Source organism: Priestia sp. TRM10 (assembly GCF_057808375.1).
Map to the genome: position 1 here is coordinate 43,254 of NZ_JBJZOT010000019.1, position 14,406 is coordinate 57,659.

16 protein-coding genes and 2 pseudogenes are annotated in these 14,406 nt (G+C 32.8%); 7 read left to right on the top strand and 11 right to left on the bottom strand.

The genetic code is table 11. The features are described 5' to 3' along the window. The first annotated feature begins 289 nt into the window (after positions 1-289). From ACK3CR_RS26255 to ACK3CR_RS26265, 3 genes are all read left to right on the top strand, one after another. Positions 290-910 (top strand): recombinase family protein, encoded by a 621-nt coding sequence (locus ACK3CR_RS26255; RefSeq protein ID WP_480381131.1) that lies wholly within the window; start codon positions 290-292, stop codon positions 908-910. A gap of 84 nt (positions 911-994) precedes the next feature. Continuing rightward, a complete protein-coding gene (locus tag ACK3CR_RS26260) occupies positions 995-1,324 on the top strand; it encodes a monooxygenase (protein ID WP_328125163.1) in 330 nt (109 codons plus the stop codon). Positions 1,325-1,655: 331 nt separating this feature from the next. Then, positions 1,656-1,874 carry an alpha/beta-type small acid-soluble spore protein gene (locus tag ACK3CR_RS26265; RefSeq protein ID WP_488976334.1) on the top strand — a complete coding sequence of 73 codons (219 nt, stop codon included), beginning with the start codon at positions 1,656-1,658 and terminating at the stop codon, positions 1,872-1,874. Positions 1,875-2,177: 303 nt separating this feature from the next. Here the strand turns inward: ACK3CR_RS26265 and ACK3CR_RS26270 are convergent, their stop codons facing one another. Both ACK3CR_RS26270 and ACK3CR_RS26275 read right to left on the bottom strand, forming a co-directional pair. Continuing rightward, on the bottom strand, positions 2,178-2,759 hold the full coding sequence (locus tag ACK3CR_RS26270; protein WP_488976335.1) for a hypothetical protein: 582 nt from the start codon (positions 2,757-2,759) through the stop codon (positions 2,178-2,180). A gap of 188 nt (positions 2,760-2,947) precedes the next feature. After that, positions 2,948-3,505: a L,D-transpeptidase gene (locus ACK3CR_RS26275; protein WP_328125164.1), complete on the bottom strand. Its 558-nt coding sequence runs from the start codon at positions 3,503-3,505 to the stop codon at positions 2,948-2,950. A gap of 301 nt (positions 3,506-3,806) precedes the next feature. Here ACK3CR_RS26275 and ACK3CR_RS26280 point away from each other — a divergent pair. The 3 genes and pseudogenes from ACK3CR_RS26280 to ACK3CR_RS26290 form a co-directional block, all read left to right on the top strand. Further along, positions 3,807-4,066: pseudogene (locus tag ACK3CR_RS26280) on the top strand (recombinase family protein); the annotation flags it as partial. Positions 4,067-4,269: 203 nt separating this feature from the next. After that, a complete protein-coding gene (locus tag ACK3CR_RS26285; RefSeq protein WP_243519550.1) occupies positions 4,270-5,148 on the top strand; it encodes an aldose 1-epimerase family protein in 879 nt (292 codons plus the stop codon). A 382-nt stretch (positions 5,149-5,530) separates the two neighbouring features. After that, complete coding sequence (locus ACK3CR_RS26290; protein ID WP_243519552.1) at positions 5,531-5,944, top strand: YbaN family protein; 414 nt, start codon at positions 5,531-5,533, stop codon at positions 5,942-5,944. A gap of 143 nt (positions 5,945-6,087) precedes the next feature. On the opposite strand, the pseudogene ACK3CR_RS26295 reads toward ACK3CR_RS26290, so the two are convergent. From ACK3CR_RS26295 to ACK3CR_RS26315, 5 genes and pseudogenes are all read right to left on the bottom strand, one after another. Continuing rightward, positions 6,088-6,235 (bottom strand): annotated as a pseudogene (locus tag ACK3CR_RS26295) (helix-turn-helix domain-containing protein); the annotation flags it as partial. Positions 6,236-6,245: 10 nt separating this feature from the next. Then, positions 6,246-6,734, bottom strand: a complete 489-nt coding sequence (locus ACK3CR_RS26300) for a DUF2975 domain-containing protein (protein WP_243519554.1) — start codon at positions 6,732-6,734, stop codon at positions 6,246-6,248. 268 nt (positions 6,735-7,002) lie between these two features. Further along, the gene (locus ACK3CR_RS26305) at positions 7,003-7,893 is read right to left on the bottom strand and encodes an Rpn family recombination-promoting nuclease/putative transposase (protein ID WP_243519556.1); all 891 of its coding nucleotides are present in this window, start codon (positions 7,891-7,893) and stop codon (positions 7,003-7,005) included. A 395-nt stretch (positions 7,894-8,288) separates the two neighbouring features. Then, complete coding sequence (locus tag ACK3CR_RS26310; RefSeq protein WP_243519559.1) at positions 8,289-9,521, bottom strand: MFS transporter; 1,233 nt, start codon at positions 9,519-9,521, stop codon at positions 8,289-8,291. A gap of 23 nt (positions 9,522-9,544) precedes the next feature. Then, complete coding sequence (locus ACK3CR_RS26315) at positions 9,545-10,654, bottom strand: HesA/MoeB/ThiF family protein (protein ID WP_243519561.1); 1,110 nt, start codon at positions 10,652-10,654, stop codon at positions 9,545-9,547. 549 nt (positions 10,655-11,203) lie between these two features. On the opposite strand from ACK3CR_RS26315, the gene ACK3CR_RS26320 reads away from it, so the two are divergent. Next, entirely contained in the window at positions 11,204-11,674 is a 471-nt protein-coding gene (locus ACK3CR_RS26320) for a DinB family protein (RefSeq protein WP_243519563.1), read from the top strand. 67 nt (positions 11,675-11,741) lie between these two features. Here the strand turns inward: ACK3CR_RS26320 and ACK3CR_RS26325 are convergent, their stop codons facing one another. The 4 genes from ACK3CR_RS26325 to ACK3CR_RS26340 all read right to left on the bottom strand — a co-directional run bounded on the left by ACK3CR_RS26325 (position 11,742) and on the right by ACK3CR_RS26340 (position 14,404). Further along, positions 11,742-12,590, bottom strand: a complete 849-nt coding sequence (locus ACK3CR_RS26325; protein WP_243519565.1) for an isocitrate lyase/PEP mutase family protein — start codon at positions 12,588-12,590, stop codon at positions 11,742-11,744. 334 nt (positions 12,591-12,924) lie between these two features. Then, positions 12,925-13,080 (bottom strand): DUF1540 domain-containing protein, encoded by a 156-nt coding sequence (locus tag ACK3CR_RS26330; RefSeq protein WP_019392431.1) that lies wholly within the window; start codon positions 13,078-13,080, stop codon positions 12,925-12,927. Positions 13,081-13,152: 72 nt separating this feature from the next. Beyond that, positions 13,153-13,314: a DUF1540 domain-containing protein gene (locus ACK3CR_RS26335; protein ID WP_488976336.1), complete on the bottom strand. Its 162-nt coding sequence runs from the start codon at positions 13,312-13,314 to the stop codon at positions 13,153-13,155. 436 nt (positions 13,315-13,750) lie between these two features. Continuing rightward, positions 13,751-14,404: a ParB N-terminal domain-containing protein gene (locus ACK3CR_RS26340; RefSeq protein WP_268584652.1), complete on the bottom strand. Its 654-nt coding sequence runs from the start codon at positions 14,402-14,404 to the stop codon at positions 13,751-13,753. Positions 14,405-14,406: the final 2 nt, after the last annotated feature.

A 14,406-nucleotide genomic window follows, 5' to 3' on the forward strand; every position in this document is an offset into this window, starting at 1 on the left:
ACTTGTTTAATAATAACAATTTGTATCATTTTACCATTAACGATTAACATAATCACCATACCTATTAATTACCTTTATATTCCATGAAAAGTGAACACAACCGGATAGTTCGCAAAGTGAACGTCCATAAAAGTGTACTTTTACGTACAATTCTTTTTTATAAAAAATCTAGCATTTTTGTTGTTCGTTTAACTTTAAAATTAAATTACGAACGTCCTTCGAAATACACACACTTTTACGGACGTTTTTGATAGAATAATAGGGAGAGAAACACAAAAGGAGTATAAAAATGGAAAATAGAAAATTTGGATACATACGAGTTAGCAGTCGAGATCAAAATGAAGGTCGTCAACTTCAATTGATGGAGGAATCTGGAATTTCTCCTCGTGATATTTTTCTTGATAAACAAAGTGGAAAAAACTTCAACCGAGAACAATATCAATTAATGAAACGAATGATTCGTAAAGGAGATATTCTTTATATTCATTCTCTAGATCGCTTCGGTCGTAATAAGGAAGAAATTTTACAAGAATGGAATGCCATTACAAAAGAGATTGAGGCTGACATTGTGGTCTTGGATATGCCGTTGTTGGATACTACTCAGTATAAGGATAGTTTGGGAACCTTTATTGCAGATTTAGTTCTTCAGATTCTTTCGTGGATGGCACAGGAGGAACGAGATCGCATTCGTAAACGTCAGCGCGAGGGGATTGATGCTGCACTAAAAGATGGTATATCTTTTGGACGTCCTAAAGCTCAGGTTAGCCCAGAATTTATTGAAGCTTATAACCGATGGAGAAATAAGGAGATTACAGCTGTACAAGCCATGAAAGAGGCTAATGTTAAAAAGACAACCTTTTATAAATTGGTGAAGCAACATGAAAGTACTTTTAATAAGGATCATATATAATAGGAAGAAACTCGTCAAAAAATCCTTTGCTTACTAATGATTGTTTCTTGTTAATGAGATTATTATATTTAAGGAGTGTATAAGATGACCTACCTACTACAAGTTGATTTTAAATTTGAGGGTCCCTTTGGTGATGAGATGACAAATGCTTTTACGGACATAGCAAACAGTATTAATAAGGAAGAAGGGTTCATCTGGAAGATATGGACAGAAAATAAAGAAACAAAAGAAGCCGGGGGAATCTATCTGTTTGAAACAAAAGAAGATGCCGAAAAGTATTTAGATATGCATACGAAAAGATTAAAAGAATTTGGCATTACAGATATTAAAGGAAAGATTTTTGAGACAAATGAACAGCTTACTACTCTTAATCGTGGACCTTTAAAGCTTACTAAAGAAAAAAAGGATTTTTAATCAATCTTTTTCATCAAACATAGTAAAAATTTATACAGTATTTCTTTACACATTTAAAGATGATTGATCACATAAGAAAGTTGGTGAAATAAAAAAGGGTTGTGACTAAATGGTTCACATCCCTTTTTTATTTCACACAGCAAACCTAACTTTGTATATACAAGATTATTTGTACAAGGAGATGAGGGGAAGTGTTCTATGCAACGTCCTTCTTCCCAACACATCTTATTATGCAGGACTTTCTCTTTTATATTCACCCAAAATCTACCTTGTATATGGTAAATAGAGAAAGGGACTCTAAGAATATATAAAGTTGAGGAGGTGAAAAAACATGGCAAACAACAACAGCAGCAACCAACTTGTTGTAGCTGGTGCCGAACAAGCAATCGACCAAATGAAATATGAAATTGCAAGCGAGTTTGGTGTACAACTTGGTGCTGACACTACTTCTCGTGCTAACGGATCTGTAGGTGGAGAAATTACAAAACGTTTAGTTGCTACTGCTCAATCACAATTAGCAGGTCAAGCTGGAACAAACGTACTTCGCTAATTCCTCAACAATTCAATAGCTATCATGGCCTAGGCTACCTATATTTGTAGGTAGCCTTTAATATACAATACATGTTTAAAATAATACAACAACCTAACATAAATCTACCTTACATAACCTTAATGACCAGAAACCTTATTTACGTCTAAAAGATGGGTGACAGGACCGAATTTTGAATCTAACTTTTGTTTCACGGATGCTCTTAAATGTGAAATTCAGACCCCTTTTATTGCGTCCTTTTTATTGCTTAGACCTTTTTCATAAATGAACACCTATTTTATGAAAAAGGTCATTTTGCAGCTTCTATACAGTAGGAAAGTTATTAAAAAACTTTGAAAAATAACGGTCGTCTGCTAATCTCTCTAGGGAATCAAAGTCAGACCTACAGAATTCGGTAATTTCATTTGGGTCTACTTTCCAAACAATAATAGGCGTTGCTATGATATGGCTATCTCCTACATATCTTCCTCTTGCAGTTAATCTCACTACAACTGATACACCATCTTCGCTTACAGATATATAAGCATGACAGTCCCCATATGAACTTTGAATATTAAAGTCATGTGTTTTATAAATCATATCTTCAGGAGCTGTATATTGAACATCCCTTACATCTGTATGTCTTGGTTCACCTCTACCAATTTTCTTTTTTTCAGCCTCATGTTGAGGCATTTGTTGAACTTTTCTTACAGCAGCATAGTCACTTGTTCTTTCTATTGTGAACTCACTTCTTAGTTGATCCATCTTTTCATTATATATTCCTACTGCTTGATTTGGTGGTACACCATTTTTCATATCCTCAAACATTTCAACGCCGTATTGTCTAATTCTAGTTACATACGCTTCGTATTCTATCATGGATCTCAATTCAATATCTTCAGGCATTTTTCAATCTCCTTTTTGTTAATAAATTGCTACAAATTTAAAATTTTATACGAATGTATCTTTAAAACAAAATTGGGTAAAACCCACTTATACTTCCTAATTGGGTAAAGTAACTAATTTTTTTCAAACACACAAAATTTTTAATAAACAAAAAAGGATCCACTCTCTAAGTGCGGATCCTTTTTCCTTTAATTCTTCGTGTTATATCCTTTGAAATTATAGCCATATACTTTGGTTAACTCCTCAAAGCTTCTATAAGAATATGTGATGTTAACGGGTGTTCCCACTTGAACTTTATCATAAAGCTTTTCTACATCGGTATTATGCATTCTAACGCATCCTTGACTCACATATTTTCCAATACTGCTTTCATTGTTATTTCCATGAATCCCATAGGTATCACCATAGGTTCCATTGACATTTAAACCCAACCACCGTTTCCCTAATGGATTGCGAGGATCTCCACCCGGAATCTTCCCAGTGTAATATGGTCGATTCTTAATTTTATTCACGACTTTGAAAAATCCAACCGGTGTTTTATCCCACGTCTTCCCTGTTGCTACAGGCACCATCATTTCAAGGTATCCGTTATGATAATACGCTAGTTTATTATAATACTTGTTAATAATAATGAGATCTTGGTTCGCCGTGCTACTTGCTGCCTCCGTTTTTCCTGTCGCTATTCCACCTACTAGAAATACGAGTAAAGCTAAAATTGTCATGGTTTTAATGAGTATCTTTTTCATAGTAACTGTTCCCCTTTTATCTATTTTTATAAAAATCTATAAATTCTAACTATATTTTATAACAATACAGGAAAAAATTACACAGATTTCACAATTTATACAAATTATCTATAATATTCTGTAACAATAAAGTATTTTTTATAAAGAGAAGATGTTTTCTCATCACCCTTATTTATTTTCGGCAGTCATTTTCACTTTAATATTGGGTAAATGCAAAAACTTAGCTTCTTCTTTTTATAAAGATCGAGCAGGAATTTTTTACCTATATTTTCCTAGCCCGAACTCATAGATATCATGAGAAAAGGTCGACATTATAGTTTTAGATATGTCGTTGTTAGATACCACTCAATATAAGGATAGTTTGGGAACCTTTATTGCAGACTTAGTTCTTCAAATTCTTTCTTGGATGGCCCAAGAGGAACGGGATTTTATTCAGAAACGTCTGCGAAAAGGAGGGGATTACAGTTGTTCAAGCCATGAAAAAAGCAAATTTATAAAAAGACAACTTTTTATAAATTAGTAAAGGAACATGGGGATATTTTTAACATGAAACATATATAATAGGAAGAATCTCGTCAAAGAGGCCTTTATTCCATAACTTCCTGTATAGTTTGTGAATAAGCATCTGCGAAATCTATTAATATGTAGACATTTAAGGTTAATACGATTTAAGATAAATTATGGACTCTTACCTATTGTAAAAGAGTCTTTCAGTGTAATGAGAGTAAGACATTCCAGACCAGAGAGATGAGGGATATAAGACGATGATTGTAATTGAAAATGATTGGTTAAAGGTAGGTATAGAAAATAAAGGTGCAGAAGTACGTAAAGTTGAACATAAGAAAAATGAGTTAGACTATATGTGGACAGGGGACAGTGCCTACTGGGGACGCGTCTCTCCAGTATTATTTCCAATTGTAGGACGTTTAAAGGGAGATCAGTATCAAATCGATGGTCAAACTTATAATTTGCCACAGCATGGCTTCCTACGTGATGTTGAATTCGATGTAGACAATCATACAACAGAACAGGTTTCTTTTGTGTTTAATTCTGCTGGACGTTTCCTACATATTTATCCTTACGAATTCAAAGCCACTATTTATTATATACTTAACGAGGATTCCCTTATTGTGCGCTGGAAAATAGAAAATGATAGTAAGGAAGAGATGTACTTTTCTATTGGGGCACATCCTGCGTTTAGAATTCCACTTTTAGAGAATGAAGAGATTGAGGACTACAGACTAGAGTTTACTCCTGCTCCAAATAAGACTGTACTTCAATATGAGTTAAAAGATGCCCTTATTCATGAGAAAGGAACTGCTAACGATATTGCCTCAATTTCTCTTACTGCTTCTCTATTTAAAAATGATGCTGTTATTTACAGTAATATTGATAGCATCATACTGGCCTCTAATAAATCGAGTCATGGAGTAGAAGTAGCATTTAATAATTTTCCATTTGTGGGAATATGGTCAAAATATATTGAGACAGATGGTACTATGGCGCCATTTGTTTGCATTGAGCCTTGGTACGGCATTGCTGACACACATGATACGTCAGGAAACATGAAGGAGAAATTTGGGGTCAATAAGCTTGAGGTTGGAAAAACATTTCATACTGAATATGAGATGAAGTTTAAATAGGCGTACAAGTTATAATAACGGTTAATAGCATAATATCAAAGTGATATTGTTTCCGTTTGAGTAAGTTTTCTTTTTTCATACTATCCATGCATGTCCTTTTGAAATTACTTATAGATATGTTGAAGTTTTTAAACCAAAACCAAATACTTTATCAAAAAGCTGTGTTCTGAAAATCACTACTTTCTGAACACGGCTTTTTGGTTAATTTAGTAAATACTTATGTATTAATAACTTTTTGGAACTGCTCCGTAAATTAGTCATTCAAATAAAACCAGACATCCCTATTTCCAAACTATAATACTTGCATTAGAACCTGTATCGATACTAATATAAAATTAGGTGTATTTTTATTGGCGAGATCTACAGATTAATAAAAAGTAAGGTGATTATCATCATAAATATAAAAAATATCTTATTTTTTCTTCTCGGCTTCATAGCCTTAGGAATCGGAATTGCCGGGATTATACTACCTGTTCTACCAGGTGGTCCATTCCTTTTATTCGCTTCTTTTTGCTTTGCTAAAAGTTCCAAACGAATTGAAAATTGGTTTCAAAAAACCTCATTCTATAAAAAATATGTTATAAGATTTTATAAGAAAACAGGTATGACACGTAAAGAGAAAATTCGTATTAACTTGATTGCTGATGCTTTTATTATATTTTCCGTATTTTATGTGAACATATTTCCGATTCAAATCCTTCTACTGATACTTGCCCTCTACAAACATTACTATTTTATAAAGAAAATCAAGACTATTAAATTAAAACAAGATGAAACTGTAAAAGAGTTTGGATAAGAAGTACAGGAGAGTTTAATAATGCTCTCCTTTTTATTTTAATAAAATCATGTAGTTTCTTTAATTTCAATCATACCGATTTTTATTCTTGGGTGTCTTCCTCACTTTTATATTCAAAAAATATTACCAAGCTGACATTCTCAAACCTTACAAACCACCTCTAATATGTATAATATTTCCATTTTTCAATATAGAAAGATTAGCTATCGTTATTCCCACCCTCTCCGAAAGTTCTCTTACGCTCATTTTCCTTTTCGCCAACATCACATCGACATTGATTATAATTGTCATGTCGGCCACTTCAGACTATTAAATCATTCTCTGATTTTATATCGATAACTTTTTGTAAAAGTCTTTGAAGAACAGCAGCAAAGACTGCAATTACCATTGAAGCAAAAGTAAGCATTAATCCCAAGCTTATAAAACCTGTTATGTCTTCACCTTCACCTGCAATTAATATAAATCCGGAGATTATTCCTACTACAATTAAGGTGCTGATAGTGATTGCGCAGTATTTTATATACTTCAAAGCTCTAACAGATAATTCCGAGAAAACTTTATTCTGATCAATATAGCTTAAAAGTTTTAAGGACTGATACAAGGCAAGGAAAAACGGTGTTACTGTTATATACGCACCTATTAGAAAGGGATATTGCAAGTAAGCAGTCTCTGGATGTGCTGCTGCATCTTTAGTGGCTATCCAAGGCAACCAAAATATACACAAAGCAAGAACTGGAATTCCGATAATAAAAACAGCTATCTTTAAAAAGAGTGTTGAACTTTGTTTCATAAAAGCACCTCATTCATTTTGTTTCTAGTGTGATTCTAACAAAAGTTTATTGATTTACAATAAATAATTATTCCTTTTTATTTTATTTTTATTGCTAACGATTATATATATTAATTTTATATAAAGATAAAAAGCATTTCTCTTTAAAAAGAAATGCTCTATAATTTGTTCAACTAACCTGCTTTGTTAGCTCAATAAGTCTTACTCCATTAAGTGACTCTATACAAAAAGGCAGCGCCTTGAAGACGCTGCCTTTTTGTAGTTAAACTTATTGATGACGGAGAGCATTAATTTCTTCTTGGGTAAGACCTGTAAGGTCACTTATCGTTTCATTGTCTATCCCTTTATGAATCATACCGAGAGCCATATTTTTAATGGTTTCCTTTCTTCCTTCTTCTCTACCTTTTTCTTTTCCTCTGCTCTCAGCTCGTTTCAATGCAGATTTTTCATCCAATAAGGCCTTTCTTCTCGCTTCATAAGCCAGTAGGACTTCTGGATCTTGACTAACACGTTCCCATTCATCTATTGCTTTCTTTAATACTTGATCTTCTTGCATCGCAATCTCCTCCAGTACTTGAGTGATTTCTTCATCTTCCGATGCTTCAAGTAATAATAACCATCTTACTAATTGATCTTCTCGTGGATCGACTTCTTTTCTACGCCACTTAATAAGCAGTTTAGGAAGTTCCATAAAATGAATTTCTAACATGTCCGTTAGTAACAATCTTTCTTCACGCTCATATAACTGAAAGATTGAATGATAATGATTGATATGAGACAAATAACGGAAGTTTACAATGTTAATGGTAATCGTTTGGCACAGCTCACCATAATCCATCCCTTCCTTCATCTGACTGCTATACATCTTAGACCAATAGTAAAGCGTTCTTTTTTCCATATCATGTTTATTATTCAATTGAATTTCAATGTTTATACGGGTTCCATCTTCTAATTGAGCATGAACATCAAGAATGGATCGTTTATCTTCCTGGTTTTCTTTATTAAAATGTGGATCTAATAAGTGAACGGTCGTAATTTTCTTTTCTTCTGGTAAACGTAGAGCTGCATTTAAAAAAGCAGCTAAAATGGATTCATTTCCATGAGTCCCAAAAAGAGATTTAAAGGCAAAATCGACACGTAAATCTAATCGCTTTGTCATTATATCCTCCGTGATTTCTTCTTTTCTTTTAGTATAACATGAGTTTTGCTTTTTCCTCTTAAGTATACTTTTGCAGATAGTTTATTCCATAAATAAGCATTTAAGATATATAAATTTTGAATTTATGTAGGAAAAAGTTGAGACCTATGTAATTGCTTATAAGCATCCTTTAATATTTCTGGCTCCATAACAACAACTATATGACTATGGAAATACCTCTCCAAATATTTCCCTTTTTTGCTTCATAAAAAAAGACAAACAGCCAATCATGTTATAGATGACATGACTGGCTGTTTGCTTACTCAATATTCAAACTTCAAGAATTGATACTAATTAATAATATAACAAGTTGGACTAAGTATCAATAAGTGAAAATTCCGCATTAAATATTATAGTCAATCTGTTTTACTAGTTACCTCTCGAGGAACATGTTGTTGCCGTTGAAATAATGCCGTTTTAATTCCTATTAGCGATAAAATAAAGGTAAGGACCCCAGCGAAAGTAAATATCAAAGCTACATCCATGTATTCAGCAATTACACCTGATACCATTCCTCCAAAAGGAAGGGCTAAAAAAGCTAACATGCGAGTAGAACTAATAACGCGTCCAAGTAGAGTAGGTGGGACTACCTCTTGTCGTAAAGTAAACCAATTAATAGATAAAATAGTTACGGAACCAATTATAACTATTCGGCACATAATAAGGAGAATTACGATTCCTTGAGACATAGTTAAAGCTACCTGTCCTATCCCTATTATCAGCCCTGCTATAATAATAATATTACCTCTAGGCATCTTATTTAATTTATTAGCTAGATAAATCGCTAAAAATGAGCCTAGTGTCTGTAATGAGAAGATTAACCCAACATATTGCGATGATAATTTTAAAGAATCCTTTAAATAAAACATGAATAAAGACTCCATTGCACCATAGCCAAGGTTGACCATAAAAATAAAAATGGTACCTATTAATATCTTCTTCGTTTTAAGGACATAGTTAATTCCTTCTTTAATAGAAGAAATGATCGAAGAATTTGAAGGACTACTTTTATACTTTTCATTTATAAAACCGATAAATACCGCGGAAAGAAGATAGGTAACAAAATTTAAATATAATAAATTATGTATTCCAATTACAGCTATTAATACACCAGCTATAGAAGGGCCTATAAACGTGGTGATCGTTTCGGATAGTTTAAATAGTGAATTACCTTGAATTAAGTTTTCCCCTTTTAAAATCTCTGGTACTACAGATTCAAAACTTGGATGATAAAAGGCACTAACTGATGATAAACAAAAAGCTACAACATAAACTATCCATACTTCTAAAGAATTTGCCAGTGATGCAAGTGGTATGATTACTATTAAAACACTGGATATAATCTCCCCTAGAAGTAAAATGTTTCTCTTACTTATTCGATCAGCAAAAGCCCCCCCCATTAAACTAAAGAGAACTTGAGGGGTTATTTCGAGAACAAATGTTAAAGCCATTAAACTAGGGGATTTAGTTAATTCATAAACTAATAAGGGCAAAGCTACTTGAAAAACGGAAGTGCCCAACTTACTAGTTGTGGCACTTAAAAATAACCATAAGAAATTTCTATTCTTTAACACTTGATAAGATTTCATACGTACTCCCTTCTCACACCAGATTACGAAGTGGCTGTTACTGATGTTGAGTTGCAAACTGAACACTCTTCTTGTTTTTCCCATTCAGAAATAGGATAGGTTTGATAAGTGAGGAAATTTAGTTCCATCATCTTTCCTAGAGAAGTAGGATGTTTAATTCCTGTGACAAGTCCTAAAAATTCATTGACCATAGCACCAGCTAACATAGCTACATTAGGACTAATAGCTGCATTATTTCTTTGGAAGTTTACTTGATTCATATTATTAAGCTGATCATTAACTTTCTCGTCACTATCTATAACTGTGTGTTTATGACATTCTACACAACCTGTTTTCCCTGGAATAATTGAATAAAATCTCCCTCTCGTATTTAGTACTCCCCCAGAAACTAAAGGTTTACCTAACTTAACTACAGCCTCATTTACCCAATCCTGAATATATAGAGTAGGTTTGTCAGCTACACAAATAACATATTCGCTATCTTGAATATGATTCATAACATCCTCAGCACACTCTATACGCTTGTTTACAATATCTAATTTCACATTAGGATTAAATTTAGATATTCTTTTCTTTGCCATCTCAATTTTCAATTCGTCGATGTTTTCTTCAGAATATAATAACTGACGATTAAAATTACTTAATTCTAAAGTATCAAAATCTAGGGCCGTTATATTATGGAACCCTAATGCTGCTAGATGATAAAGAATTTGGCTTCCTAATCCACCTACACCTAGTAAAGCAATTTTAGTATTCATAACCTTTTCTTGAATATCAAATTTGCTGTCTTCTAGAGATGTAAACAATGAGAAGAAATTAAGATTTGCTTTATATCGCTCTTTTTCATATTCACCCATTAGAGTTGGAGTAATAGCATTGTCTTCTAAGTACTTTTCTTCATTTAATGATTGAATAGCCCCCTGCACTTCCTCAGCCGTGATATCAGGGTACTTTAAAATAACTTTTTCAATAATAGTTTCAATAGTATTTTCTCCATCAATTAATGAGATAAGATATTGAATACTGCCATTTGGATCCTCAATGACACCTGCTACTCCGTCTTCTTCACCAATATGTATTTCATTGTTTACAAAAAAGACTGGAATTGTTTCTTTAAATTTAGGTTTAATCATCTTATTGGTATCCTCCATTCTATTATAAACTTAATAAATAAGGAACTATCTTAATGATAGTTCCCCATTCTTGAAGTTTGAGTATTAAGTAATTATTAGCCTGGGAAGCTGTAAAGAACAGCAGCTTTTTTGCTAGTTTTTTTAACTTTAACCGACATATGGCACACCTCCAAATTAAGAAGATACACAAAGGTTAAAATTCTAATTATTCTGTAAATTCAGACTAAAAATGACATTAGCCTGGGAAGCTATAAAGGACAGCAGCTTTTTTGCTAGTTTTTTTAACTTTAACTGACATATGTAACACCTCCATATATTTGAAATTAAGTTCATTTTATTATGATAAAAAGAAAATTACAATAACTTTTTTAAAAAACATAAAACTAAAGTGTTAAAATTTGTAATCAATCCACCTATTATTATAGTATTTATAAATAAATACTTATTTTTTATATAAAGATAACCCTATGATAATCCATCCCTGTAATTAATTTAAAATTTCTAGTAATATTAATTACGAACATATTATCTAGGAAAGGGAGAAGTATAGTGAATACAATTGATTTTCTAGAGTTTAATCTCAAAGAAACAAGAAGAAGAAGTGAAATTGTGTGGAACGCAATTCCTGAGGAAAAACTTAATTGGAAGCCTGATGAAGATGCCATGACGTGTATAGAAATGGTACGTCATGTGCTAGAAGCAGAGCATTATTATTGTTTAGCTATTAAAAATAAGGCTAGTATTGAAAACTTTGATTCCCCCTTTGATAAACGTCCTTTTATTTCAATTAAAGATGAATTAGATTTTGCGGAACCTTATCACAGAGAATTTATAAATAGTCTTCAATTTTTCTCTAGTGGAGATTTAGAGAATATTAAGATTGACCGTTCTGATGAGGGATACATACGTTCATTAGGCGATATGTTAATGCGTATTGCTTATCATGAAGCTGTTCATACTGGCCAACTTTTAGATTACCTTAGAACAATGGACGTTCCTAGACCTAAAATTTGGGATTGACCAAGAAAATCTCTATAACTTTAGTTATAGAGATTTTCCTATATCATAACTATTAGATAACTTATATTTAATTTTGATTAAATTCCATTCTATTAGCTAATTCCTTATATGAAATTGTACCCTCATTCATGTATTCAAGGTTACTGTCCTTCATAATGTGACGACTAATCTTTTTTAACAGGGTCACTGTTGCCCTAAAAGGGGCAGAACCACAGCTTACTCTTTCAATACCAATATTAGATAACTCTTCTAATGATGGGGAACCAGATTCAGCTAGTAGATTAATAGGACACGAAATCTCCTGTCTAAGTGTGTTAATAGAATCTATACCTCTCAATCCAGGGATAAATACGCAATCAGCTCCTGCTTCTTGATAAGCTCTTGTCCTCTTAATAGTGGATTTTAATCGTTCATTAGGGTTACCAACATTTAACCAATATAAATCTGTTCGTGCATTAATAAATAAGGGCATATTCATAGATTGAGAGATTTCCTTAATTATCCCTATTTTCTCTAGCTGTAGAGAAAGATCTGTTATAGGGTTGTGAGAGTCCCCTGTTCCATCCTCAATGTTAATTGCTACTACCCCTGTTAGAATGATCTGTTTAATTTTCTCAGTTAATTCTTCACTACTTATTCCATATCCTCCTTCTATATCTGCACTTACAGGTACATTTACGGAGTTAACAATTAGCTTGAAGACACTTAACATCATTTCAAAAGGGATATTTTCCCCATCAGGATAGCCTAACGAGATTGAGATTCCTGCACTCGTAGTACCAATCGCTTGAAAACCTTCCTCCTGATAAACTCTCGCACTCATAGCATCCCATGCATTGGGTAATACAAAAGTAGAAGGTTGCTGATGAAGCTCTTTAAACTTCTGAAACTTTTCAAATCGAATTTGAGTATCCATGCAAAATTCCTCTCCCTTGTTATTCGATATAGTACCTATCGTTATATTAAGAATTATAAAATAAAATGAAAAATAACTCTGAACACACAATTTATTGCAAATAAACAAACTGTCCTACATCAAAAATAGTCCTAGATAACCTTTCACGAACACTTGGTAACTTAGCAGCTCCATTAGTTAATTATTAACTTGAATACTTAGAAGAAAAAGTAGAAGAAGCACATCACTTATTATTTAAAAATGAAATAATTATGTATGAAAATGATTATTATTATCAATAATATTAATAATCATTAATAAGGGCAACCATATGGAAGATGGTTACCCTTATTTATTAAGCTTCTGGTACAAATGTTTTGCAATCCGTTTCTTCACTGTTGGATGCTTGTTTGCCTTTATGACTTACTACATAAATAGCGTCAGCCTTACATTTATTCCCTTGTCCCCAGTACTTACAGTTGTTTACTTCACAAAGAACATCTTGAGCCATAATATTACACCTCCTACTTTGTTATGATTAACAAATTGTGGATTGTTGATACTAATCTTCTATATAGTTTTTTTATGAATCACAAGGTTCAAAAGTTTTACAGCCTGTTTCTTCGGCTTCAGATGTTTGTTTCCCCTCAAGATTTACAACGTAAATGAAATCAGCACTGCATTTGTTTCCATTCTCCCAATTCTTACAGGTATCTACCTCACACAATACACCAGTTGCCATCATATTCACCTCCCTTCAAATCTCATATAATTGGTTTATTAAAAGTTATTTCTACTCACCTAACAAAAAACCTTTTTAATATAAAAACTTGATTTATATAAATGGATACTCTGTGGCCTTTTGAACGAACTACTCAAGGTACGTAACATAAATTATCATCTTTAATATCTTGATATGTAACAGAAAACTCCCTACCCTACAGAAAGTTTTTCTATTCTTAACTGTACCCCCTATAGAAACTTAGTTAACATGTTGTTCGTTAGGAAAGTTCGGAGTTTTCTAACTTCTTGTTCTTCAAAAAATCTTATAATATTTCCTTTCTCTTCTTATAAAAGATTTTATACATTGTTGATTTAGCAAGCTCTTCTTCGTTCCCCAACACAAAAAGAGTGCATAAAAACCAAATGTTTTATGCACTCAATAAATATAGAAACTTCTTCTAATAATGTACAGGGACACGATCTAAATTCTTCTTTTTTGCGACATAATAACGGCTATAACTATCCAGAAGCTCATGTGTTTCTGGATTAATAATAATCGGTTTATCCACCGTTCCATTCTTCTCAATGCTTTCCTCTACTGCCTTTTGTTTCGCTATCCCTGGAGTAAATTGAAGAAAGGATTCTGGGACCTTAATATCATCTAAAGACATCCAATCCTTGGTCCCCTTTGGAACAAGAAGAGGCTTTTTCACTTTCACTTTTGTACTCTCTTCTTGATGTTTACTTTCTACCGATTTTTGAGCCCTTGAACCCTTTTTCGGTATTTGTTTCTTCTCTTTTGCTTTGTCCTCAATTTCTTGTATCTGCATACAGATAACGCCGATCTCACCTGTGCATTGCTCAAACGGAATATCAAAACAAGGTTCTCCTTGAACAACGAAACGCCGTTGAGAAAATTCCTCTTGGGTTATATTTAATTTATTAAATTGTTTTAGGCTCAACACAACGGTGTATGTAATCGCATTACTTTGAAAAGGAATTCCTTTGGGTGCATTTGGACTTCCCTTTTCCTCCATATCAAAAGCTAGGTACTTACCATAGTCTTGAATTGAGCTAGTCGGACGGCCAGTTAAACTAATTTTTTGAGCCATCG